Consider the following 22388-nt stretch of genomic DNA (forward strand, 5'->3'; position numbering starts at 1 on the left):
TTGCTTGGTTTTTTATGTTAAATCGTAGGAGACTCATTAAATTCATAGACGTCTTCATTGTTTTTGTTCGTACTTAAAACGAATTTGTGCTGCAATAGTTGCAGTTTAAAGAATGCTAACGGATCGTGATAAGTTTCTGGGTTGCTTCTTAACGTTGCTAATGTTTGCTCGTCTTCCTGTATTTCAAGTTGAGCTGATTCTACATTTTGTTTCAGTATGCTAAGTGGATCTTTAAAGAACATCATGATATCTCGTTCTAATGCGCCTTCAAATACTTCAAATTGAAGGAAGAATTGTTTTGAGATTGTTTGAGCAATTTCCGTATAATCTTCCGTTTCAATGTATTGTTTATATTTGTTTGCGAGCATAGATTGATTTTTTTGCATGTTACCAAATAGTTTTCCCGCACTCTTTAAGAAAAATTGTGTTGGTGTAAAGCGTAATAAAATATTGATGTTCGATACTGTAATTCGATTTGTCATACGTACAACATCTCGATGCCAGTCATCTAGTAATTTAAAATCGCAAGGAAGTTTCATGCGTTCTTCTTTATATAATTTATTAAACGTTTCACTCATTTCATCTAAATAAGATTGAGCTTGAATAAATTCATTATGCGCTGTTTCAATCCACTCTTGAATAAATCCAGTAAATTTAGGAAGAAGCACTTGCTGTACATGTTTTTGAATGCGTTCGTTCATCGCAGCATTTAATTCTTCATGAACTAATTTGAAGTCACTATCTTCTTGAACAAGGTCAGAACAGCTCTGTAATAATTCAGGAATTTGAGAATGGATATCTCGTGTGATTTCTTCTTTCGTTAAAAGATAAGATTCTGTAATAGAACGAATTTTATCTTTTTCAAGAGCAGTAAGATTGTTAATAAATCCGTTTAGTTTTACTGAGATATGTTTATTCCAGCGTACGGATTTCACTAATGTATTTTCTAATTCCACACGTTCATTTACAAGGTATGCGATTGTTTTTTGAGTGAACCATATTAGTTTTTTTATACGTTCTTGTTCTATGTCGCGTTCTGCTAGATTAGAAAGAATAGACTCTGTCACGTCTCCAAGTTGCTGGCTACTCTCTTGTGAAGGAGAGTATGGGAAGAACTTTGCATTCGGGAAATGGACTTTAATCTTACTCATTAGTTTTTCATTATTGGCCGCATTATTTGTGTGTAATACGAAATGAATTTGTAAGTTTGGCACTTGTTCACGTAAATAAAGTAATGTATCAAGCTCTTCACCATGCAATGGTGAAGCAGAATTTAATACGTAAATAAGGTTATCTGCTGCTTGTAAGTATTCAAAGTATGAGCTGTTTTTATCCACTTGCCCTTGAACAGATGGCGTAACAAGAAATGCAAATTTATTCTTCCTTAAAAATCTACTTGGTAACTTAATTTCTATACACTTCTTCTCAAGTTCTGACTCGGAATCGGAAGGTGTAGCCATTATTTGATGGAATTCATCAAAGTTCGGTATATTGTGTACATCTAACGCAGTGAATTCTGTTATTTCAGTTTGGCTATCATCTTTAAATAGAATAGGAGTTGTTACAGTCTCAGTTAAGATGTTCTCTCCTAATATTGAATTGATGAATGATGATTTATCATGGTCACTAGTTCCCGCTATTAGTAATTGTGTAACATTTAAATCACATAGTTCATGAACGAGTAACGTAAATTGATGACTTAAATCCACATCATTTTTTTCAGCCCATACAGCAATTGTTTCGAATAAATGAGAAACGGTTTCCATATTTACATTTGTTTCAGCTGTTGAATTAGAGAGTAGGGCTCCCGCACTTTTTACGAGCAATGACTCTAAAGTTGTAGGTGAAACTTCATTCCATGCTAACACTGCAGCAGAGACAAATAGGGCATCTTTTGCTTTCGTTAAACTAAACCAATTTGTTAATAAATCTGGTACAAGTCCCTGCATTTCATGCATGAAATGTTCACCAGTAATTAATTCAAAGTACGTATCTTGGTAGCGTTCAATAATTTCATGCCAATCGTCATTGTTGTCTGTTTCGATATGTAAGAATAAATGATTTATTGTTTGAATCCAAGGTAGATGCAAGTTTTCATTTTGATAGCTGTTCCAAAGAGCAATAACAAGTTCTTTAAATTGGACTTGATCAATTGCATATAAAGCTTTTAAAGATTCATAGAAATATTCTGGTTTGATTTGTTTCGTAAATCCTTGATTCACATAATGGATTAAAGTATCGAACCAGTGTAATGATTGTGTTCGAATTCCTTCTTGAACGGCAAGTTCGATAGCGTTATTCCAATCTTCTTGTTTTTCATAGAATGAGCGAGCAATTGCAGTAATATTTGGATAGTCAGGTTGAAATGCAACAGCCTCACTAATTGTCTTAAATGCTAGACCTAAACGATCTTGTTCGATGTAAAGAGAAAGAAGTTGTAAGGAAACTTCCATTGTAAGAGTTGTATCTTCCGTTTCGATAGATTGATAAATTTCTTCTGCTTTTGGCAAGAATCCTAGTTCAAAATAAGAATCTGCAATATTTTTGGTTGCCCAAAGTGCAAGTTCGTTATTTACTTTCTCCCATTTAAATATCGCGGCTTCAAAGTCTTTATTTTGGTAATAAAATTCACCTTGAGCAAAGCGGATATTAGAAATGTTGGAGAATTCGTTTGTAGATTCATTTATATATGCTTCACCGAGTACTTCCGATACTGGAGTAGAAGTTTCTTCTGTTAAAAATGTTTTATAGTAAACCTTTTGGATAAATTGATTTTCAATGGTCATGTTCGTTCCCCCTGTATAATTTAGAAAAATGATGTTGTATGTAAAGGGTGCATGTTCTTTTTATAGGTAGAAGTTGCATTATATCGACCAAACTACGTTTTTGCTAGATATATCATTTTTCCTGAGAGTTAAACCGTTGCGAAAAGTAACTTTCCTTTATTGTAACAAAAAAACAAGCATATGAATTTTTATTTTTTAATCCGGCTATTTACGGATAATAAGACTAGCACTTCAAAAAGCGGCGAATACAGGGGAAGTAGGCGGGAGTTGGGTGCACGATTAATGACTCACTTTCTTCCTGCTAAAGGAATGGATAGAAGTAGAGTTCATTATAAAAACAATGTATAGTGAATATGTATACCATGTTTGTCTGAAAGATAGAAAGGGCACAATGTGGAATAACGATCGTGCATAGGATGTGTCTTCCGAATGGAACAACATATTGGCGAGTTAATCGCGCATTATGGGTATTTTGGAATTATTATAGCGTTGGCAGGTGGGATTGTCGGATTACCGATACCAGACGAGTTTTTATTGACCTTTGTTGGTTATAACGTTTCAAAAGGAGTTATGTCAGGAACGGCTGCTTTTTTAAGTGGGATGGCTGGTGCGATGTTAGGTATTACATTAAGCTACATATTAGGTTTAAAACTGGGACTTCCTGTTTTAAAAAAATATGGGCCGAAAATTAGAATTAAGGAACATCATATTGAAAAAACGCACATTTTATTTGAAAAATATGGACCATTTCTTTTAATGATTGGTTACTTTATCCCGGGAGTACGTCATTTAACAGCATATTTTGCTGGGGTGTCGAATTTAACACTTTGGCGTTTTTGTTTGTACGCTTACGGTGGTGCACTTATTTGGATAAGTGTTTTTATTGGGCTTGGCTGGAAGTTAGGAGAGAAGTGGCGTTTCGTTGAGTATAGTTTACATCATTATGGAATATGGATTTTATTCATTTCAGTAGTTGTTACAGGTTTTGTATGGTTTTACATAAAGAAAAAGAAAAACCGCTAATAGCGGTTTTTTTAGCTGAAAGCAATAAATAGTACACCAGCTGTAATAAAGACTACACCAACGCCAGTCATAAAGTTTAACTTTTCACCGAGTATAATCATAGCGAGGATGATAGAAAATACGACGCTTAATTTATCGACAGGAGCCACTTGTGAAACTTTTCCTGTTTTGAGGGCAAGAAAATAAAATAGCCATGACGAAGCACCTGCAACCCCACTTAATGTGATAAAGAGCAGTGCTTTTTTATTTAGCAGTACGTCGCCAATATTTTGAAATTTACCTTGTATAATAATAACGCCCACCATAAATAATGCCATAATAATAGAACGAACCGTTGTTGCAACATTGGCATCGATTCCATCTAAACCAATCTTTCCGAAAATAGATACAAGGGCAGCAGCAATTGCTGATAATAGTGCGAATAAGAGCCATGAACTCATAGTAAAATTCCTCCAATCTTACATTATTATACATGAAAATCATTCTCATGTATAAAGCGGAACTTTAATCAGTGGGATTTTACCGCCTTGCAAATAGCTGGATAGATAACGAAATAATCCCACCTTATATTTTTAATAAGGTGGGATTATTATACTACTCTGCAATTTCCTCATATAAAAAGTACGTTACATTATAAATATGTTCTACTTCATCGTCTGTCATAAACAATAATTCGTCACGCTCAATCCCTTTTTTCTTTTCAATAAACTCAATCATGTTTTTGCGTTCTTCTCTTTTCATCAATTTTATTTCTCCTCTCAATCTGTTTTAATACAGTTTATTTAAGTTACTGCTATTATATAACAGAATCTTTAGAAAGTTCCACCTATTTTATTGTTTTTTTCAGAAGAACTTTTCGACAAAACAAGCCCACCTAAAGGGGGCTTGTTTTATTTTATAGTCGTAAAAACTCGGGCTCCGTCGTACCAGCACCATCGATGTAATAAATTGTGTCAGGATTGATTTTAATTAGTACATAATTAGGATCTTCAGGACCGAGTAACCAGCGTTTTAAGCTATTATTCCAAAACTTGTTTTTTAATGTGGAGTCTTCCTCGATGGAGGCTAAGCCCTCAACTTCAATATAATCTTCATCTAATTTTTTTCCTTCACGCCCAAGTAGTACATATACATTTGGATTTTTTTTGATATCTGTTATCTTTTTTGATTTTCGATCTGTTGCAACATATAGTACAAAATCTTCATGGAAAAACATCATAAAGGCGCTGTGAGGTTTATTTTCACGTACAGTAGATAATACACCGGTTCGTTGACCGCAAATAATTGTTTCAATTTTTTCTTTTAAATGCATGCTTTTAGCCTCTTTTCATACTTTGTAGTTTTCTTCGTCTAAATAAAAATGAAGTATCTTTCATACTCTTTTCATCAACATGATTTTTTAAACGTAATTGTGATGAAATCGGACAAGTTAGGAGAAGAATAATATTAATATCGAGGAGAAATACATACGATGGAAGGATGAAAAGCATGTTTAACAAAATATTTCTTATCGTAGCGCTTATAGGTGTACCACTTTCTGTACTTGGGAAAACACTTCATTGGCCTCAAACAATTATGTTCGCTGTGTATTGTATTACGATTATCGCATTAGCGGGTTTTATGGGCAGAGCGACAGAAAGTTTGGCAATTGTCTCTGGACCTAGAATAGGCGGATTATTAAATGCTACTTTCGGTAATGCAGTCGAACTTATCATTTCAATTTTTGCACTTCAGGCAGGGTTAATTGAGGTTGTGTTAGCCTCTTTAACGGGTTCTGTACTTGGAAATTTATTATTAGTAGGAGGGCTATCCTTCTTTGTAGGAGGGCTTAAATACAAAAGACAAAGTTTTAATGTGTATGATGCAAGGCATAATTCAGCTTTATTAATATTTGCTGTTGTAGTAGCTTTTGTTATTCCAGAGATTTTTTCAATGAAGATGGACGCTGGAAAGACGTATCAATTAAGTATCGGTGTTTCTATCATTATGATTATTATGTACCTTGCTGCGCTGTTATTTAAGCTCGTTACCCATCGTGGTGTATATCAACATAAAACGGATGAAGTAGCTCATGAGGAAGAACCAGAGTGGTCGAAAGGTAAAGCGCTACTCGTTTTAGCAATAGCGACAATTGCAGTAGCTTATGTGTCAGAGGCGCTTGTGCATACATTTGAGACGGTTGCCAAATCATTTGGTTGGTCAGAATTATTTATAGGGGTTATTATCGTTGCGATTGTTGGGAATGCAGCGGAACATGCATCTGCAATTATTATGGCGTATAAAAATAAGGTGAATATTGCAGTTGAGATTGCAATAGGTTCTACGTTACAAATTGCCATGTTTGTTGCGCCTGTATTAGTACTGCTTTCTATGTTCTTCACGCAAAGGATGCCTTTAGTATTTACAATACCAGAACTTGTTTCTATGATTACAGCTGTTTTCTTAACGATTGCAATTTCAAATGATGGAGATACAAACTGGTTTGAAGGCGGTACTTTACTAGCAGCGTATGTCATTATGGGAATTGGTTTTTATTTATTATGAAAAATAGGCATAACAATTGTATTGAGAGAAAACAATAAACAAAGTAGTATATATACCTTTACGTAGGAAGGAGCCAGACAGGTGAAACGAGTATACAGCATATGTCTTTCAACTATGGTCTCGTTTATTCTATTATTTCCTAATATGAGTTTTGCAAAGACAACGGTAGGAACAAAAATGCCTTCATCTGTTTTAAATATTTCCAAAGACAATACGTTTCCAAATGATGCGCAAGATTTGCCGCGCTTACAGCCGAGTAAGTTTGCTCAAGAACTATTGAAAACAGCAAATATTAAAATTGAAAATCCGGACTTAATTCGAATGTTTAATGAAACGACAATATCGAATGCGCCGCTTGCGGTAGGGTACCGAGCGAAGATTTATTTAGGTCAATGGGCTTTGAATTATGAATCGGTTGATACATCGATTAATTGGGAATATAAACAAGTAAATCGCAATGTGTACGATAATCGCGGAGGAGATCGCTTATATCCGCTACGCTATAAACAAGAAACGCAAAAGACGGTTGAAGGCGATTTAACAGCAGATATGAAAGATACTGCGGATGTGAAAAAAATGATGCTCCTCAAAGCGCTTGAAAAAGTACAATTGCCACTTTCATTTAAGACGACCATTGGGTATGGTACAGGGCATGAGCGCGTGTATAATATTAGTCCGAGTCAACTTGGATATTTATACGCTTATACACCAGCAGTAAATGAAAAAGGAAAAGTAACGTTTGGAGAAGTGTATCTTGTGCTAAAAGGAAATCAAAAAAGACTTGTTGTAAAAAACATTACCTCACAAGGAATCGGAGCTGCTATTCCAATTCATGATCATTTGTATTTTAAATTCATTTCTTCTTCTCACTCGCAATAATATAAAAAAACGTCAGCTTATAAGCTGACGTTTTTTTATAATGTAATATTTGCTGTTTTTGATAAGAAATCTTCTGTCGGATAGTAGCTATTTTTTACAAGAACATTTGGTCCTAAACATTTTACTGCAGGACAGTGGCAGCTTAATGATTGTGCTGTTTTTGAGGCACTCCATTTGTCATATGCTTCTTGTAGTGTGTTTGTTTGTACGTTACCTAGAAGGGGAACGTCACCGAAATCAGTTACAATAATATTTCCATCAAAAATGTTGACGTTTAAACGAGAACGGCCATCTGGATCGTTACGAACTGTTACATTTTTGCTTTCTTGTAATTTCTTAAATGTGGCGATGTCTCGCTCGTCATCGCTACAAGCGTAGAAAGGTAAAGTTCCAAATAACATCCATACATTTTCATCGCGAATTTCTAGTAAATGCTCAATTGCATCACGAATTTCAGCTTTTGTTAAAATCTCTAAATTACTCGCGAAGTCACTTGGATACATCGGGTGAACTTCATGACGTTTACATCCCATTTCGTCAACGATTTGACGATGAATATGTTCCATGTGTGGTAGAGTTCGTTTATTCAGCATTGTTTCGGCTGATACGAGTACACCTGCATCTGATAGAGCTTTACTATTTGTAATCATTCTTTCGAATAATTTTGCACGTTGTTCATACGTAGGTTTACGCTCCATCATTGCAAATCCACCTTCAACGAAGTCATCAATTGTTCCCCAGTTATGAGATATATGCAATACGTCTAAATAAGGAATAATTTGTTCGTAACGTGCTAAATCTATAGTTAAGTTTGAGTTGATTTGAGTGCGAACGCCTCGTTCATGGGCGTATTTTAAGAGTGGTGTTACATAGTTGTCGACGGATTTTTTTGAAAGCATAGGTTCTCCGCCAGTAATACTTAAAGAACGTAAATGAGGAATCTCATCTAATCGTTTTAATAAAAGATCCATCGGAAGCGGATTCGGGTCTTTCGGCTGTAACGTGTAACCAACAGCGCAATGCTCACAGCGCATATTGCATAACGTCGTCGTTGTAAATTCAACATTTGTTAATAGTAGTTTGCCGTACTCTTCAAGGTCCATATACGCTTCCCATGGATCGTAAGAAGGAGTAATCGGCTTCATTTTTTGTGATATCGTCATATGAAATACTCCTTTGACTATTGAAATAACAATTTGTCCATTCTCTATAATAGAAGAATATGTGCTTTTTATAAAGTGAAACTTTTTTGTGAAAAAAGAGATAGGGCTTACATTTGAATGAATTACTGTGACAAAATTGATGAAATTTCATGCCCATAGCAATCATTTTTGCGGTATAATAAAAGCAACTCGAATTAAAAGGAGAGTGCCTTCATGGGAAAAGCAATTCAAGATAAAGATACACAATTAGTATATTTAAAAGAACGTTTAAATATGTTCATTGAAGTAATTGATACAATTGAACCTGAAGAAGTAGAATTAGAAGATGTGGATCGTCTTCTTGCGATGTTAGATGAATTAGAATTAAAATGTGAGCAATTTAAAAAAGACGAATAATATATTAAAAAGGCTGCCAATTCCAATTTGGTAGCCTTTTTCTGTGCGGATAATAGAAGGACGATAGAAAAAGAGGTATAATCAAGTTGTGAAAAATTTCATTTATGCTTGAATAGCGTGAAACAAATAAAAAGCTGAAGAGTATAGCAATGGGATTTTCATCTCATAACGTTTTGGTAGCGTTCACAATTGAGGGGGAAGTAACAATGGAAAAGCTTCAAGAAAGCATGTATCAACTAATTATTGAAACGTCAACGAACTTACCGAAAGATGTTCGTCGTGCGATTCAACAAGCAAAAGAACGAGAAAATGCAGGGACTCGTTCTGCGATGGCACTTGGCACAATTACGAATAATATTAAAATGGCTGATGATAACATCTCACCAATTTGCCAAGATACAGGGATGCCAACGTTTAAAATTTATACACCAGTTGGTGCGAATCAACTAAAGTTGAAGGAAGCTATCTATCATGCGCTTGAGCGGGCGACAAAAGATGGTAAACTTCGTCCCAATTCTGTTGATTCTCTTTTTGGAGACAATAGTGGAAATAATTTAGGACCAGGTACACCGGTTATTAAGTTTGAACAATGGGAAAAAGATTATATTGATGCACGTTTAATTCTAAAGGGTGGCGGCTGTGAGAATAAAAATATTCAGTATAGCTTACCATGTGAATTAGAAGGACTTGGACGAGCTGGCCGTGATTTAGAAGGGATTCGTAAATGCCTTCTTCATGCAGTATATCAAGCACAAGGTCAAGGATGTAGTGCAGGTGTAATTGGTGTTGGTATCGGGGGAGACCGCACATCAGGTTACGAATTAGCAAAAAATCAATTATTCCGTACATTAGATGATGTCAATCCAGTACCAGAGTTACAAAAACTTGAAGAGTACGTATTAGAAAATGCGAATAAGCTTGGCATTGGTACGATGGGATTTGGTGGAGAAACAACTTTACTTGGCTGTAAAATTGGCGTGTATAACCGTCTGCCAGCTAGCTTCTACGTATCTGTTGCATATAATTGCTGGGCATATCGCCGCCTTGGCGTAACAATCCATCCTGAAACAGGTGAAATTATGGATTGGCTATACCAAGAAGGTGACGATACACTTCAGCAAGAAGCACAAGAAAAAACAGAGCAACGTGAGATTGTATTACAAGCTCCAATTACAGAAGAGCAAATTCGTGTACTTCGCGTTGGTGATGTTGTAACAATTAATGGCATGATGTATACAGGTCGTGATGCAATCCATAAGCATTTAATGGATAACGATTGTCCGGTAGATTTAAATGGACAAGTTATTTATCACTGTGGTCCAGTTGTCGTGAAAGATGAAAATGAAAACTGGCAAATTAAAGCGGCAGGTCCAACGACAAGTATTCGTGAAGAACCGTACCAAGGCGATATTATGAAGAAATTCGGTATTCGCGCTGTCATTGGAAAAGGCGGTATGGGTGCGAAAACATTAGCAGCTTTAGAAGAGCACGGCGGTGTATATTTAAATGCAATTGGCGGTGCAGCACAATATTATGCTGAATGTATTAAAGAAGTAAAAGATGTTGATTTCTTACAATTTGGTATTCCAGAGGCAATGTGGCATTTACGTATCGAAGGATTTAAAGCAGTTGTAACGATGGATTCTCATGGTAATAGCTTACACGCAGATGTTGATAAAACATCACTTGAAAAATTAGCTAGCTTTAAAGAGCCAGTATTTAAGTAAACAAAAATGCATCTCGAATTATTCGAGATGCATTTTTTTGGTATATATAGAAAAACATGCTCAGCATGAAAGAATGCGTAGCAACAGAAACTACAAGTACGATTATATATGGAAAGGAGACTATTTATGAAATATAAATGGTTATATATCGGTCTCATTTTTTCAATTATGATGGCACTTGTTCCAGTTTCGGCATTAGCTTATACAAATACTCCACATAACTGGGGAATCCCGCGCCCTAAAAATGAAACAGTACCAGATGCAGGAAAGTTATATACAGATTTACTACAAAAAAATGGTGGGTTTTATTTAGGGGATACAAAGAAAAAAGATATTTATTTAACATTCGATAATGGGTACGAGAATGGATACACAGGGAAAATCTTAGATGTATTAAAAGAGAAAAAAGTACCGGCAACTTTCTTTGTAACGGGTCATTATATTAAAACACAAAAAGATTTGTTATTAAGAATGAAGGATGAAGGACATATTATTGGAAACCATTCGTGGAGTCATCCTGATTTTACAACGGTAAATGATGCGAAACTTCGTGAAGAATTAACGAGTGTAACAGAGGAAATTAAAAAAGTAACTGGGCAAAAAGAAGTAAAATATGTACGCCCACCGCGAGGCGTGTTTAGTGAAAGAACGTTAGCTCTTACGAAAGAAATGGGTTATTATAATGTATTTTGGTCACTTGCATTTTTGGATTGGAAAGTGGATGAACAAAGAGGATGGCAATATGCGCATAATAATGTCATGACGATGATTCATCCAGGATCTGTTTTATTACTTCATGCAATCTCGAAAGATAATGCAGAAGCACTTGCGAAAATCATTGATGATTTGCGCGAGAAAGGGTATCATTTTAAAAGTCTAGATGACTTAGTAAAAAGCAATCAACCGTAAGCATGTATGCTTGCGGTTTTCTCATGCTATAATGATGTGTAAAAAGGATGGGGAAACGTATGTGGAGCGAACATGTTACGTTAGAGTATCCGTATCATTTTGAAGAGGTATTAAAACGGTTATCTTTTGATCCTCTTAACGTCATTCAATTCGATGAGAAAGTTATCTATGTCCCGCTTTGTATAGATGAGGAACAGGTTGTTGTTCGCTTGCAAGGGATTGGTACTGTGCAAAATCCACAGTTTTGGATTTCTAGTCAAACAGGAGATCCGGAGAAAGTCATGAAACGAATGAGAGCCATTTTTCATTGGAATGAACCGTTTCAAGATATACAAAATCATTTTTTAAACACATCATTACGTCCACTATTTGAAACATATGCTTATACTCCAATTATTTTAGAATTTGATTATTTCGCTTGTCTTCTTCGCTGTATCATTCATCAACAAATAAATTTGAAATTTGCTACTGTGCTAACAGAACAGTTTGTGAAACGATATGGAACAGAGAAGAATGGTGTATTCTTTTTCCCCACTCCGGAAATAGTAGCAAATATTTCAATAGAAGAATTGAGAGAGCAGAAGTTTAGTCAACGAAAGGCCGAATATATAGTAGGATTAGGTCAAAGTATTGTCAGCGGTACATTAGACTTAGCGAGTATAGAAACCAGGGCGGAAGAAGAGGTTTCGGCACAATTGTTACCGATTAGGGGGATTGGTGCATGGACAGTGCAAAACTTTTTAATGTTTGGGCTTGGACGGAAAAATATGTTTCCGAAAACGGACATTGGAATTCAGCGTGCGGTGCAAGGTGTATTTCAATTAGATGATAAACCTGATGATGTATTTTTAGAAAAAGTGAAACAAGAGTGTGAACCATACTGCAGTTATGCAGCGTTATATTTATGGAAAAGTATAGAGTAGAGGTGTAATAATGATACAAAAGCAACATGAGAGTAAGTTGGAAGTTGGTCAAACATTTCCTGTGACAATTAAACGTCTTGGGATTAACGGAGAAGGCGTTGGTTATTTTAAGAGACAAGTCGTTTTCATTCCAGGGGCATTACCAGGAGAAGAAGTTGTTGCAGAAACAACGAAAATTCAGCGTGGCTTCGCTGAAGCGAAAGTGAAAAAAGTTCGTAAAGCTTCACCACATCGTGTGAAAGCACCGTGTCCGGTATATGAAGAGTGTGGCGGTTGTCAGCTGCAACATTTAGATTATAAAGAACAATTAAATCAAAAGCGTGATATCGTTGTACAAGCATTTGAAAAGTATATGAATAACAGCTTGGAAGAGAAAATCCGTCCAACGCTTGGTATGGAAAATCCATGGCATTACCGTAATAAGAGTCAATTACAAGTGGGACGTAAAGACGAAAAGGTTATTACAGGGCTGTATAAGCAAAACTCACATCAGTTAATTGATATTGCTCATTGTATGATTCAACATAAAGCAACGAATGAAGCGACAAAAGTTGTAAGACGTATATTAGAAAAGTTAAATGTTTCTATTTATAATGAGAAAAAACAAAAAGGTTTAGTACGCACAATTGTGACACGTACTGCAGTTCAAACAGGGGAAGTACAAGTTACACTTATTACAACAAAAGAAGAATTACCAAATAAAGATCAATTTATCGCAGAAGTACAAAAACAAATGCCAAGTGTGAAATCAATTATGCAAAACGTAAACTGGCGTAAAACATCTGTTATTTTTGGTGATAAAACATTTAAATTAGCTGGAAAAGAAGTAATTCAAGAAACACTAGGTGATTTATCATTTGAATTATCAGCACGTGCATTCTTCCAGTTAAATCCAGAACAAACAGTTGTTTTATACGATGAAGCAAAAAAAGCAGCTGCTTTAACAGGCGATGAGAAAATTGTAGATGCGTATTGTGGTGTTGGTACAATCGGTCTTTGGCTTGCAAATGATGCAGCGGAAGTACGTGGTATGGATGTAATTCCAGAAGCGATTGAAGATGCAAGAAAAAATGCGAAGCGTCACGGATTTACAAATACGAAATATGAAGCAGGTAAAGCTGAACAGTGGTTACCGAAATGGGTAAAAGAAGGATGGCGTCCAGATGTAATTGTTGTCGATCCACCACGTACAGGTTGCGATGATAAATTACTGGAAACAATTTTAAAAGTGAAGCCGAAACAAGTTGTTTATGTATCTTGTAATCCTTCTTCATTAGCACGTGATGTACAAGCATTAATGAAGAGTTATGAAGTGGAGTATGTGCAACCAGTTGATATGTTCCCGCATACAGCTCATGTTGAGAACGTAGTTAAATTAACGTTGAAATAAAGGGGTTTTAATGAGATTGTTGATGGGTTTGACCACATTCTGACCACATCAACAATTTTTTTATGATTTTAATGCCTCACTTAGCTTTAAAACAGCACTTTCTTGCATATCTATAGTGACATGACTGTAAGTGTCTAATGTGGTCTTAATTGAACTATGTCCTAAACGCTCGCTTACGATTTTAGGATTAATACCCAGCTTCAATAAAATTGTTGCATGTGTATGTCGTAAGTCGTGAAACCTAATTTGAGGTACATCGGCTTTTTTTATAAATTGATTAAAAGTAGTTGTCATAGTTCGTGGTAATATAGGCTGTCCAGTTTCTTTAGCAAAAACTAGATCATTATCCTCGTATGACTGCCCGAACAATAATTTGAATTCATTTTGTTTAGCTTTATAAGATTTAAATTCTTTACATAAGTTTTGATCGATGGAAATTAAGCGTTTTGATCCATGCGTTTTTGGTTCCGTGAATCTAAATCCATTCTCATCATAAATAAGTGTTTCTGTAACGCTTATTTTACCTTCATTTAAATCGAAATTCTTCCACTTCAGACCAAGTATTTCACCACGTCTCATACCCGTATTTAATGCTAATAAGAAAAGATGATAATAGATTATATTTTCAAATTTAGTACGATTTAAGAATTTTTTGGTTTCCTCAATTGACCACGTAGAATTGACCACTTTTCGTGGTCGAGGTATTTCCACATGCTGAAATGGGTTTTTAAACAGAAGTTCCCATCTAACAGCGTCTTCTAATGCTCCTTTTAAAACAATGAAAATATATTCAATATATGCAGGTGACAACCCTTCATCAATTAAGGATTTAACAAATCGTTGTCCGTTTAAGGGTTTTAAGTCCTTTAATTTGTGCGAACCAAGCACAGGTATAATTCGACTATTTACAGCTCTTTTATAATTGGTGAATGTAGTTTCCCTCACTCTTTGCTTTGCTGTATTTTCTAGCCATTCTTGCAAATACTCACTAAGAGTAAAATTCTTATCATCAACTAGACTTCCAGTATTAAATTGATGAATAAGTTCATTACATGCACGTTCGGCTTCTTTCTTTGTTTTAAAGCCTGATGTTGTTTTTTGTTTTCTTTTTCCAGTGATAGGGTCTTTTCCAATATCAATAGTAAATGACCACTTTTCACCACGTTTTCTAAAGTATCCTTTCATTATCCATACCTCCTTGAACTAATAGTATTCGAATAGCATAAATAATTCCAGTATCAGAAAAAGGAAAAGACACTCATTTGGGCGTCTCTGTGGTAAAATATAGATATCCATACTTCAGAGTCCACATGATTTGTGGGCTTTTTTCGTGGGTATAGGAAATATATTATATGGTAATGTTTTTTGGAAGGGATGGGCTTAATTGGATGTATTAACTTTTGAAGATTATGAGTTTGGATTTGCAGATGCTGAAAAAGAGTATACAAGGGTTCCAAAGATATTCGAGAATGCATTTTATGATTCAAGAAACACTGTGCGCAAATTAATAAGTGACCACTACTTTTTACTAATTGGGAGAAAAGGCGTCGGAAAATCAGCAGTAAGAGCAAAAATACAATCACTTGCTGATAAAGATGAAAATTTATTTGCGCTTCCTTTGCAATTAAATGATTTTGAATTCTCTACATTTGCAAAAACAAGTATAGATAAGGAACTTATAGGTACGCAAAAGTATAAAGAATCATGGGATTTTATTCTGCTATTAATGAGTTACAAAATTGTTTATAACGACTTGAAATTTACTGAGTCAGAGGAATTGAATAGTATGATTAAATTATTAAATGTATTAGGATTCCCTTTAGACATCGGTTATAAAAAAGACGTAACAAGGCTATCCAAGTTAAAAATTGGTAATAATATCGCTAGTTTTGATTTGGAGTTCGAAAAAGAATTTGGTACAAAACCCGCAACGTATTTGGAGAGAATTGCAACTTTAAATGAAAAAATGCTTTCCACCTTGTCTGAAGTTTTTTACAGTGATAAAAAAGTCATCATATTGATTGATGGAGTAGACGACATTTTGCGATTTAAGAAAAACCAACTTGAAATGCTGTCGAGTTTAATAAGAAGTGTAGACAATTTAAATGATAAATTTTTAGCAGCAGGTGTACCTATAAAAATTGTCTTATTTATTAGGGAAGATATCGTTAACAATGTCACAGATCCAGATTTAAATAAGATAAAACGAGATGGGGCCATTGTTTTAAACTGGAACAATAGATTAGATGATTTAAAGTCAATTGTTAATCTAAGGTTTGAATATTCAGGAATACCAAAGCAGGAGACTGAACAATATTGGGAAAAGTTATTCCCGAGACTTATAAAAGATAAACAGTCGTGGATATATATCCTTGATCATACATTATATAAACCAAGGGATATTTTACAATTTTTAAAATGTTGCCAGGAGCTTTATCCTAATAACTTTAAATTGTCCTTTTCGGAAGTTAGAAATGTTCTCAAAGCATATTCTAGGGAATACTTTATAGAAGAAATGAAAAATGAAATAACAGGGTTCATTAATGATGATTATATAAATGCCCTACCATCTGTTTTGCAAAAAATCGGAGAACGTTCTTTCTCATTTAATGAATTTAACAGAATGATGGAAGAACAAGTCATGAAGAGCGAGATTAGCCAATCTGATGTTAAATACATGTTACTATTGTTATTTGAAGCTGGATACATTGGACATTTGTTTGATAATACCAGAAAGAGTGGAAGTTCGGTAATATTCAAATACAGAAATGGTAGCTCTCAAATAGATTATTCTCAAAAGTTTTTAACTCACAAGGGCCTTTATAATGGATTAGGTGTAAGAGGAGTTTAAGACAAAGTAAAAAGGCCCCTCGGCAAAGCCGATCAGAGCCTCAATGTTGTGGCGAGCGCCACATACGATATTATTATATGTATAGTCTAAAACATTAATACCAAAAAAGTAAAGAAAAATGTAATTGTTATGTTACCTTTTTCCAAAAAAAGTCTTTTTCTATTTTGAGAAAGGCTTTTTTTAGTGAAACAAAATCAGTATTTTGTTACTTCATTATTTTTTGTTTTTGTATCATTAGCTTCTTTTATTTTTTCTGATTGGTTTTTTATCTCATCTGTAATTGAAATATCTATGTTACCCTTAGCTTTTTTGTACTCTTGTTGTAATGAGTTAACATTATGATTGAATGAAATTAGACTTCCAGTTGGAGAATTAACCTGTTCATTAAGTGCTGTTACAATACTGTAGATGTTTTTATATTCCTCATATACATCTTTGTATAAATTAGGATGCTTTTTTGTAGCCTCTGATACTAATTTTAATTGTTGACCCATCTCATTATAAATCAAGTCCGCGCGTTTAATCATTGGATCAGATTCTGTCTTCTTCGAAATTAGTTCTGTATTAAAATCTTTTTGAGTTTTTATCGCATTAGACCATGTATCAGAATAACCAAATAAGACTAATGTGGAATACATTTCAAATGATTCAATGTCGTTATAGAAATTAGCAGCCGCCATTAAATACTCACTTTCTTTTTTCTTTTCCTCAGCAAGGGCTTTGTGATCATTTTCAATACCCATCGTGATAAAAATAATCACAAATAACAGTACGAATGAAGTAATTGCTGTTCCAAAAGAGATAGCAGATTTTAAGAACAGTGGTTTTGTTTCGCTGTTTTTCTTCTTATTAATGAATCCCATAATTAGAAAAATTAATGCAGCTATTAGTGCAATGATACTGAACCAGGATAATGTTCCTCCCACAGCTTGCCCTAGGACATATCCTACCCCATATTCGGAGTCTCCAAACTTAATACTATTATATATTCCTCTAGCGAATAATATGGTTAGTATTCCTATACTAACTAAAATAAACATTTTATTAGATATTTTCATTCCTAATCCTCCAACGATATAAAATGTAAGATTTCTGAAATTAGCATAACAAACATAAAATTAATAAATTGTCGCATTTTGTCGAAGTGACAAATAAAAAAAGAGAGCATATAGCTCTCTTACTCAAATTGTAAAAATAAGAATATTTTACAATTTGAAATTGGAAATGATTTCTTTTATGATGAAATCAAATCATAATATTTCATTATTCTCACCAAGGAAACGCACATAATAATCTAGTTGTTTGCAGAAGTTTTTTCTTTGATGTTCAGATAACACCCCATATGTTTTCTGAACGCCAAGCAAAGTATTATGTAACATTTCATCATCCGAATTATCAATGTATCCTGTAAGTACATCTAGTGTTACATTGAAATAGAAAGCGAGGCGAAATAATGTAGTGAGATCAGGCTCAGAAAAACCATTTTCGTAATTATTTATTTGGCTTCTACTAAGGTTTAGTTCATGAGCTAAATCTTCTTGCCTTAACGAACGACTTTTTCTTAACGCTTTTAAAGTTTCACTGAATGTTTTCATAGTACAAGTATAATTATATACATATTGATATACTATAAATGATAGATTTACTGTCATTTATAGTATATTGATAGAAAATATATTGTAATTAAAAAATAAAATAGAACAAAAGTTCGGTTTTGTGGTAAAATATGCATGTGAAGCCTTCATGCGTTCTATGCATATTTACATATTTCATTTTCTTGTCAGCTGATAAACGTTGATATAAAGCTGTTTTCCAACTTTCTCAATATTTATCAGATAACTGCATGACTGAAATTTGCCAAAAATGTGATATTATGAAAACAAATATAATAAACGGAACGAAAAAAAGACTCACAGCGTGTGTAAGAGTGATTTGCCCCACTCTTACACCGTTCGCCCGACTCACAAGGGGAACATCTGCCATAAGTCTCTTTTCGGTCACTACACGAGTAACACTTACATTATAACATGCCGATAATACTAAATCATTACTATGGTATGATTTTCCTATTGTTTAATTTGAGAAAAAGCGAAGCGTCTTTGTTCCAAATAGGGGGAGCAAAAATGAAGAAGTTGATGAAGCGTATTAAAAAACAAGCTGATAGAAGGGGATTAACATTCCCGGATATTGAACGAAAAACGGGTGTAGATCGAGTTGTTATAACAGATGCAGTAAGTGGTAAAACCTCAGAAATGAAATTCGATAAGTTTTTACCTGTAGCTTCAATTCTTTTTGAAGATATGGAGGAACGAAAAGGAATTCTTAGTGAATTTATCATGCTATGTTCGGGAGATTTGAACATTCGCAAAGCGTTATGTTATTGCCAAGGAATTGGCGAGTATGAAGTTATAGATAAGCTGATAGAGAAACATCAGGGAAATAGTCATTTAAAGAAATACTTTAAAATCTACAAGTTATTTAATTATAGAAGTCAAAATGTTAAACGAGGACAAGCCTTAATTGATGATATGGACAAAGTTATGTTTGCAAATGATCCAGAAGTTCAAGTTCTAGTAAATATGTTATACAGTTTTTCGATGTACGATATTTTTAATTATAGGGCTATGCTTCCTTATTCAGATAAAGTAGAGAAAAATTTAATAACTATAAAGAATGCATTTATACAATCTTGTCATGAGATACATTACAATGTTCGAAGTGCTTACATTAATTTATTTAACGAAGATTTAGAGGCATGCAGAATTAAATGTGGTGCAATATTAAAATCTGAATTAGAAGCACCCATTGTAAAGGCGACGGCATTATGTGGGCTCGGAGAGAGTTATCTTTTCACTGATGTTTTGAAAGCGGAAAAATATTTATTACAAAGCCTAAAGTATTTAGACGAAAACGGGATTTCGAAAGAGAGTAGGAAGTATAAATCTTTTCAGTCCACATTAGCATTCTTGTATATAGATAATGGTTTTAATCTCGATAAAATAGATTTTACATCTATCGACTTATCTGAAGTAGCTTATTATGAAGGACTATATGGGAACAAAGAAAAGGCATTAAAAATGTTTGAAGAATTAACTAAGGAAAGAAAATTAGATTCACCGTTCACAATGTACTATATTTCCAGAATTAACAATGATATACTAGGATTAAGAGAAGCTTTGAAACGCTTTGAACGGGTTGGAAACTATCACTATGCTAATGCCGTGAAACGTGTGTTAGCATCATTAGAAAAGAAAGTGGGATGAGGATGAAAAAAATTAGTGTAGCAGTTTTATGTATTATGAGTGCTTTTACTCTATCATTGAATGTAGGGGCAGCGACTAAGGACAGTAAAGAACAACCAGTTAAACAACAAGTACAATATATGATGTCTGAGCCTGGCGGACTTTAATAATAAAAATTAAATAGTTAATAAAGAGTTAGAGGTTGCGATTTCGCAGCCTCTTTCGTAATTTTTGGGGAATGTTGGTTTTTGGATGAGGAACAAAAAATCGACACCTAATATTTACCAACAATTAAGGGAGGAAGTTATTTTGATGAATAAAGGGGTAGAAGTACAAGTGAAGCAAATGGTACAAGTGTTATTAGGAAGTGACAATGTGACAGGTGATGTAGTTTATGTATTAGACGAATTACATAAGCAAGGGCTACTGACGGATATTGAATTAAGAAAATTTCAACATATACGGACAACAAAAAAAGGAATAGCTTCTTGCTAATCCTTTTTTTGTTATTTAAGCATTCTTTTAACTGCAACTTCTAACAAATCTTTAAGACTTTCCACATCATCCTCAGATAATTCTTTTCCGTCCCAATGTAATTTTTGATTATCAAAGAAATCTTTAATATTAGAAGATGTTGCTTTCTCTAGCGTTGGATCGTCAGTTTTACACAAAATATAGTCGGTTGTTGTATTATGCAAGTCAGCTAATTTACAAATCATTTCCGCATCTGGTTTTCTATAATTAGTTTCATACCCACTATAAGTTGAGTCGCCTATCCCTAACTTGGAAGAAATTTCTTTCATAGTCCATTTTTGTTTATTCCTTAAATATTTTAAGCGTTCCCCTATGTTCATGTTTAAAACCTCCCTATAAATAAAGATAACATTTCGCAGAACAAAATCAATATTTTTTTCGCGCTACGCGAATTTATTTTATTTCGAAAAAATTTCAGAAAAGATATTTACATATTCGCGAATCGCGAGTATACTAAAGTCAAACATATGACATCGGAGGTAAACATGAAAAGAGAATGGTTAATCAAATTGCGTGAAAATAAAGGTCTGAAGCAATTTGAAGTAGCTAAGAAACTAGATATTTCTTCTAACTATTATTGTGAAATTGAAAATGGAAAGAAGAATCCTAGATGGAATATAGCTATGCGAATTGCGGAGTTCTTTGGTGTATCAGTAGATAATTTTTTTTATAATCCAACTCGCGTTTCGAGAGTAAAAAGAGGAAGAGAGGTAAACGAAAATGAATCGATTGCAAGTTGCGCAACATCCAGTAAGTGAGTTTGTTTTTATGGAAGGGCGTAAAGTGGTTACGGATAGTATAACGATTTCTCAAATGTTCGATAAACGTCACGATCATGTGATGAGAGACATTGAAATTCAAATCGAAAAGCTAATAGAAGCAGGAGAACAACAGTGGGGTATCACCAACTTTGGGGAGACCCAGTATCAACACCCACAAAACAAACAATGGTATGAAAAATATAACTTAACAGAAGATGCTTTTGCAATTGTCGCAATGAGCTACATAACGCCTGAAGCGATGAAGATGAAAATTAAGTTTTTAAATGAATTCAAACGAATGAAAGGATACATTCAAAAACAGCAGCAACTATCAGTCGAAGATTCGATTATTTACAGCATGAATGAACTAAAACAAATCAAATCACGCCAAGATCATACGGAAGAAGAAATGAACAAAATGAAACTTCTAGTAGATAACGAGCTATGGCTTACCGAACAAAACAAAGGAGCAGTACAGCGTAAAGTCAAACAACGTGTTTTTGAACTTAAAAACGAAGGCTATGATAATGCATCGTATCAAGGCATTTATGGTGCACTAAAAAGACATTTTGGTGTAGCTAAATACGATAAAATCCCAAGAAAATTTTATCAAAATGCTATGCGATTTATTGCAGGATGGTATCCGCCAGAAAGACCTAGTTCGTTAGATGATTATGTTTCTTAATAGATAAAATTAAAATTTTATAAAAAGAAAGGGAGATATAAAAAATGAAAAATTCAACAGTTCAAATAGCGTTGGCAATTACAAAGTTTTCAGCTCAAAAAGGTTGGAGGGATGAAGAGTTTTGGGAAGCTATTGAGTTACTTCGCTTTAATAAAGAAGATGAAAGGCAAACAACAGTAGAAAAGCTAGATAGCATTCCAGTCACTAATGATAGCACAAAGGATTATCCGATTATGTTAAACGTGACACACTTAGAAGAAATATTAGGAGTAGCGAAAAGAACAGCTTACGATATTATGGATCAAAAAGGTTTCCCTTTAGTGAAATTAGGGAGAAAAAAAGTAGTTCCAAGAGATGCATTCTTTAATTGGTTAGAAAGGGGAGTGTCAGCATAATGGAAGATTTAACAGCATTAGCTATATTCGGATTTTCAACCACAGGTGGTTTATGGCTGCTTTATATTACTTATGAGCCGATAAGAAAATGGGCTTGGAGTGGTGTAGAACAAAATAAAAAGACCCATGACAGTGGGTCCGTTAGAAAAAACAAGTTTCTATAAGTATACCACGGGAAGT

At 34.2% G+C, this 22388-nt stretch carries 25 protein-coding genes; 16 read left to right on the plus strand and 9 right to left on the minus strand.

Annotated features, from left to right (window positions below):
- Nucleotides 1-17: 17 nt before the first annotated feature.
- Nucleotides 18-2786: a tetratricopeptide repeat protein gene (locus MR115_RS21250; RefSeq protein WP_242242671.1), complete on the minus strand. Its 2769-nt coding sequence runs from the start codon at nt 2784-2786 to the stop codon at nt 18-20.
- A gap of 429 nt (nt 2787-3215) precedes the next feature.
- Here MR115_RS21250 and MR115_RS21255 point away from each other — a divergent pair, with 429 nt between their 5' ends.
- Nucleotides 3216-3809 carry a DedA family protein gene (locus MR115_RS21255; protein ID WP_242242672.1) on the plus strand — a complete coding sequence of 198 codons (594 nt, stop codon included), beginning with the start codon at nt 3216-3218 and terminating at the stop codon, nt 3807-3809.
- Between the two features lie 11 nt (nt 3810-3820).
- On the opposite strand, the gene MR115_RS21260 is transcribed toward MR115_RS21255, so the two are convergent.
- From MR115_RS21260 to MR115_RS21270, 3 genes are all read right to left on the minus strand, one after another.
- A complete protein-coding gene (locus MR115_RS21260; RefSeq protein WP_000100307.1) occupies nt 3821-4249 on the minus strand; it encodes an EamA family transporter in 429 nt (142 codons plus the stop codon).
- A gap of 154 nt (nt 4250-4403) precedes the next feature.
- The gene (locus MR115_RS21265; RefSeq protein WP_000817786.1) at nt 4404-4550 is read right to left on the minus strand and encodes a BH0509 family protein; all 147 of its coding nucleotides are present in this window, start codon (nt 4548-4550) and stop codon (nt 4404-4406) included.
- A 154-nt stretch (nt 4551-4704) separates the two neighbouring features.
- On the minus strand, nt 4705-5121 hold the full coding sequence (locus MR115_RS21270) for a pyridoxamine 5'-phosphate oxidase family protein (protein ID WP_242242673.1): 417 nt from the start codon (nt 5119-5121) through the stop codon (nt 4705-4707).
- 176 nt (nt 5122-5297) lie between these two features.
- On the opposite strand from MR115_RS21270, the gene cax reads away from it, so the two are divergent.
- Together cax and MR115_RS21280 are read left to right on the plus strand one after the other, a co-directional pair.
- Nucleotides 5298-6353: a calcium/proton exchanger gene (cax, locus tag MR115_RS21275; protein WP_061676716.1), complete on the plus strand. Its 1056-nt coding sequence runs from the start codon at nt 5298-5300 to the stop codon at nt 6351-6353.
- An 81-nt stretch (nt 6354-6434) separates the two neighbouring features.
- A complete protein-coding gene (locus tag MR115_RS21280; protein WP_242242674.1) occupies nt 6435-7232 on the plus strand; it encodes a YfkD famly protein in 798 nt (265 codons plus the stop codon).
- A gap of 35 nt (nt 7233-7267) precedes the next feature.
- Here MR115_RS21280 and yfkAB read toward each other — a convergent pair whose 3' ends face one another.
- Complete coding sequence (yfkAB, locus tag MR115_RS21285) at nt 7268-8395, minus strand: radical SAM/CxCxxxxC motif protein YfkAB (RefSeq protein ID WP_242242675.1); 1128 nt, start codon at nt 8393-8395, stop codon at nt 7268-7270.
- A 213-nt stretch (nt 8396-8608) separates the two neighbouring features.
- Between yfkAB and MR115_RS21290 the strand changes: the two genes are divergently transcribed.
- The 5 genes from MR115_RS21290 (at nt 8609) to rlmD (ending at nt 13740) form a co-directional block, all read left to right on the plus strand.
- Entirely contained in the window at nt 8609-8791 is a 183-nt protein-coding gene (locus tag MR115_RS21290) for an SE1561 family protein (RefSeq protein ID WP_000513558.1), read from the plus strand.
- Nucleotides 8792-8997: 206 nt separating this feature from the next.
- Nucleotides 8998-10518 (plus strand): class I fumarate hydratase, encoded by a 1521-nt coding sequence (gene fumA / locus MR115_RS21295; RefSeq protein WP_242242676.1) that lies wholly within the window; start codon nt 8998-9000, stop codon nt 10516-10518.
- 126 nt (nt 10519-10644) lie between these two features.
- A complete protein-coding gene (gene pdaA, locus MR115_RS21300; RefSeq protein ID WP_000875958.1) occupies nt 10645-11427 on the plus strand; it encodes a delta-lactam-biosynthetic de-N-acetylase in 783 nt (260 codons plus the stop codon).
- A 59-nt stretch (nt 11428-11486) separates the two neighbouring features.
- Nucleotides 11487-12350: a DNA-3-methyladenine glycosylase family protein gene (locus tag MR115_RS21305; protein ID WP_242242677.1), complete on the plus strand. Its 864-nt coding sequence runs from the start codon at nt 11487-11489 to the stop codon at nt 12348-12350.
- 10 nt (nt 12351-12360) lie between these two features.
- Nucleotides 12361-13740 (plus strand): 23S rRNA (uracil(1939)-C(5))-methyltransferase RlmD, encoded by a 1380-nt coding sequence (rlmD, locus tag MR115_RS21310; RefSeq protein ID WP_242242678.1) that lies wholly within the window; start codon nt 12361-12363, stop codon nt 13738-13740.
- A 60-nt stretch (nt 13741-13800) separates the two neighbouring features.
- Here the strand turns inward: rlmD and MR115_RS21315 are convergent, their stop codons facing one another.
- Nucleotides 13801-14925, minus strand: a complete 1125-nt coding sequence (locus MR115_RS21315) for a site-specific integrase (RefSeq protein WP_242242679.1) — start codon at nt 14923-14925, stop codon at nt 13801-13803.
- 199 nt (nt 14926-15124) lie between these two features.
- Here MR115_RS21315 and MR115_RS21320 point away from each other — a divergent pair, with 199 nt between their 5' ends.
- Nucleotides 15125-16591 carry a P-loop ATPase, Sll1717 family gene (locus MR115_RS21320; protein ID WP_242242680.1) on the plus strand — a complete coding sequence of 489 codons (1467 nt, stop codon included), beginning with the start codon at nt 15125-15127 and terminating at the stop codon, nt 16589-16591.
- A 194-nt stretch (nt 16592-16785) separates the two neighbouring features.
- On the opposite strand, the gene MR115_RS21325 is transcribed toward MR115_RS21320, so the two are convergent.
- Both MR115_RS21325 and MR115_RS21330 read right to left on the minus strand, forming a co-directional pair.
- On the minus strand, nt 16786-17649 hold the full coding sequence (locus MR115_RS21325) for an MFS transporter (RefSeq protein WP_242242681.1): 864 nt from the start codon (nt 17647-17649) through the stop codon (nt 16786-16788).
- A 192-nt stretch (nt 17650-17841) separates the two neighbouring features.
- Nucleotides 17842-18186, minus strand: coding sequence for a helix-turn-helix domain-containing protein (locus MR115_RS21330; RefSeq protein ID WP_242242682.1), 345 nt, complete (start codon nt 18184-18186; stop codon nt 17842-17844).
- Between the two features lie 528 nt (nt 18187-18714).
- Between MR115_RS21330 and MR115_RS21335 the strand changes: the two genes are divergently transcribed.
- The 3 genes from MR115_RS21335 to MR115_RS21345 all read left to right on the plus strand — a co-directional run bounded on the left by MR115_RS21335 (nt 18715) and on the right by MR115_RS21345 (nt 20328).
- Nucleotides 18715-19854, plus strand: coding sequence for an AimR family lysis-lysogeny pheromone receptor (locus MR115_RS21335; RefSeq protein ID WP_242242683.1), 1140 nt, complete (start codon nt 18715-18717; stop codon nt 19852-19854).
- 2 nt (nt 19855-19856) lie between these two features.
- Nucleotides 19857-20000, plus strand: coding sequence for a hypothetical protein (locus MR115_RS21340; protein ID WP_003276351.1), 144 nt, complete (start codon nt 19857-19859; stop codon nt 19998-20000).
- A 145-nt stretch (nt 20001-20145) separates the two neighbouring features.
- Complete coding sequence (locus MR115_RS21345; RefSeq protein ID WP_242242756.1) at nt 20146-20328, plus strand: hypothetical protein; 183 nt, start codon at nt 20146-20148, stop codon at nt 20326-20328.
- A gap of 11 nt (nt 20329-20339) precedes the next feature.
- On the opposite strand, the gene MR115_RS21350 is transcribed toward MR115_RS21345, so the two are convergent.
- Nucleotides 20340-20687: a helix-turn-helix domain-containing protein gene (locus MR115_RS21350; protein ID WP_242242684.1), complete on the minus strand. Its 348-nt coding sequence runs from the start codon at nt 20685-20687 to the stop codon at nt 20340-20342.
- A gap of 165 nt (nt 20688-20852) precedes the next feature.
- Between MR115_RS21350 and MR115_RS21355 the strand changes: the two genes are divergently transcribed.
- The 4 genes from MR115_RS21355 to MR115_RS21370 are packed head-to-tail and all read left to right on the plus strand — an operon-like array spanning nt 20853 to nt 22372.
- Nucleotides 20853-21125, plus strand: a complete 273-nt coding sequence (locus MR115_RS21355) for a helix-turn-helix transcriptional regulator (RefSeq protein ID WP_242242685.1) — start codon at nt 20853-20855, stop codon at nt 21123-21125.
- Nucleotides 21088-21813 carry an ORF6C domain-containing protein gene (locus tag MR115_RS21360; RefSeq protein WP_242242686.1) on the plus strand — a complete coding sequence of 242 codons (726 nt, stop codon included), beginning with the start codon at nt 21088-21090 and terminating at the stop codon, nt 21811-21813. Before MR115_RS21355 ends, MR115_RS21360 begins: the two co-directional genes overlap by 38 nt.
- A gap of 44 nt (nt 21814-21857) precedes the next feature.
- The gene (locus MR115_RS21365; RefSeq protein WP_242242687.1) at nt 21858-22208 is read left to right on the plus strand and encodes a helix-turn-helix domain-containing protein; all 351 of its coding nucleotides are present in this window, start codon (nt 21858-21860) and stop codon (nt 22206-22208) included.
- Nucleotides 22208-22372, plus strand: a complete 165-nt coding sequence (locus MR115_RS21370) for a hypothetical protein (RefSeq protein ID WP_242242688.1) — start codon at nt 22208-22210, stop codon at nt 22370-22372. The genes MR115_RS21365 and MR115_RS21370 overlap by 1 nt, the downstream gene beginning before the upstream one ends.
- Nucleotides 22373-22388 lie beyond the last annotated feature (16 nt).

This window comes from Bacillus cereus group sp. BfR-BA-01309 (assembly GCF_022664315.1).
Lineage (GTDB): Bacteria > Bacillota > Bacilli > Bacillales > Bacillaceae_G > Bacillus_A > Bacillus_A mobilis.

Coding starts and splice junctions, on each gene's coding strand:
- MR115_RS21250 (WP_242242671.1), bottom strand. CDS start 2,786: ATGACCATTGAAAATCAATTTATCCAAAAGGTTTACTATAAAACATTT.
- MR115_RS21255 (WP_242242672.1), top strand. CDS start 3,216: ATGGAACAACATATTGGCGAGTTAATCGCGCATTATGGGTATTTTGGA.
- MR115_RS21260 (WP_000100307.1), bottom strand. CDS start 4,249: ATGAGTTCATGGCTCTTATTCGCACTATTATCAGCAATTGCTGCTGCC.
- MR115_RS21265 (WP_000817786.1), bottom strand. CDS start 4,550: ATGAAAAGAGAAGAACGCAAAAACATGATTGAGTTTATTGAAAAGAAA.
- MR115_RS21270 (WP_242242673.1), bottom strand. CDS start 5,121: ATGCATTTAAAAGAAAAAATTGAAACAATTATTTGCGGTCAACGAACC.
- cax (WP_061676716.1), top strand. CDS start 5,298: ATGTTTAACAAAATATTTCTTATCGTAGCGCTTATAGGTGTACCACTT.
- yfkAB (WP_242242675.1), bottom strand. CDS start 8,395: ATGACGATATCACAAAAAATGAAGCCGATTACTCCTTCTTACGATCCA.
- MR115_RS21290 (WP_000513558.1), top strand. CDS start 8,609: ATGGGAAAAGCAATTCAAGATAAAGATACACAATTAGTATATTTAAAA.
- fumA (WP_242242676.1), top strand. CDS start 8,998: ATGGAAAAGCTTCAAGAAAGCATGTATCAACTAATTATTGAAACGTCA.
- pdaA (WP_000875958.1), top strand. CDS start 10,645: ATGAAATATAAATGGTTATATATCGGTCTCATTTTTTCAATTATGATG.
- MR115_RS21305 (WP_242242677.1), top strand. CDS start 11,487: ATGTGGAGCGAACATGTTACGTTAGAGTATCCGTATCATTTTGAAGAG.
- rlmD (WP_242242678.1), top strand. CDS start 12,361: ATGATACAAAAGCAACATGAGAGTAAGTTGGAAGTTGGTCAAACATTT.
- MR115_RS21315 (WP_242242679.1), bottom strand. CDS start 14,925: ATGAAAGGATACTTTAGAAAACGTGGTGAAAAGTGGTCATTTACTATT.
- MR115_RS21325 (WP_242242681.1), bottom strand. CDS start 17,649: ATGAAAATATCTAATAAAATGTTTATTTTAGTTAGTATAGGAATACTA.
- MR115_RS21330 (WP_242242682.1), bottom strand. CDS start 18,186: ATGAAAACATTCAGTGAAACTTTAAAAGCGTTAAGAAAAAGTCGTTCG.
- MR115_RS21335 (WP_242242683.1), top strand. CDS start 18,715: ATGAAGAAGTTGATGAAGCGTATTAAAAAACAAGCTGATAGAAGGGGA.
- MR115_RS21340 (WP_003276351.1), top strand. CDS start 19,857: ATGAAAAAAATTAGTGTAGCAGTTTTATGTATTATGAGTGCTTTTACT.
- MR115_RS21345 (WP_242242756.1), top strand. CDS start 20,146: ATGAATAAAGGGGTAGAAGTACAAGTGAAGCAAATGGTACAAGTGTTA.
- MR115_RS21350 (WP_242242684.1), bottom strand. CDS start 20,687: ATGAACATAGGGGAACGCTTAAAATATTTAAGGAATAAACAAAAATGG.
- MR115_RS21355 (WP_242242685.1), top strand. CDS start 20,853: ATGAAAAGAGAATGGTTAATCAAATTGCGTGAAAATAAAGGTCTGAAG.
- MR115_RS21360 (WP_242242686.1), top strand. CDS start 21,088: ATGAATCGATTGCAAGTTGCGCAACATCCAGTAAGTGAGTTTGTTTTT.
- MR115_RS21365 (WP_242242687.1), top strand. CDS start 21,858: ATGAAAAATTCAACAGTTCAAATAGCGTTGGCAATTACAAAGTTTTCA.
- MR115_RS21370 (WP_242242688.1), top strand. CDS start 22,208: ATGGAAGATTTAACAGCATTAGCTATATTCGGATTTTCAACCACAGGT.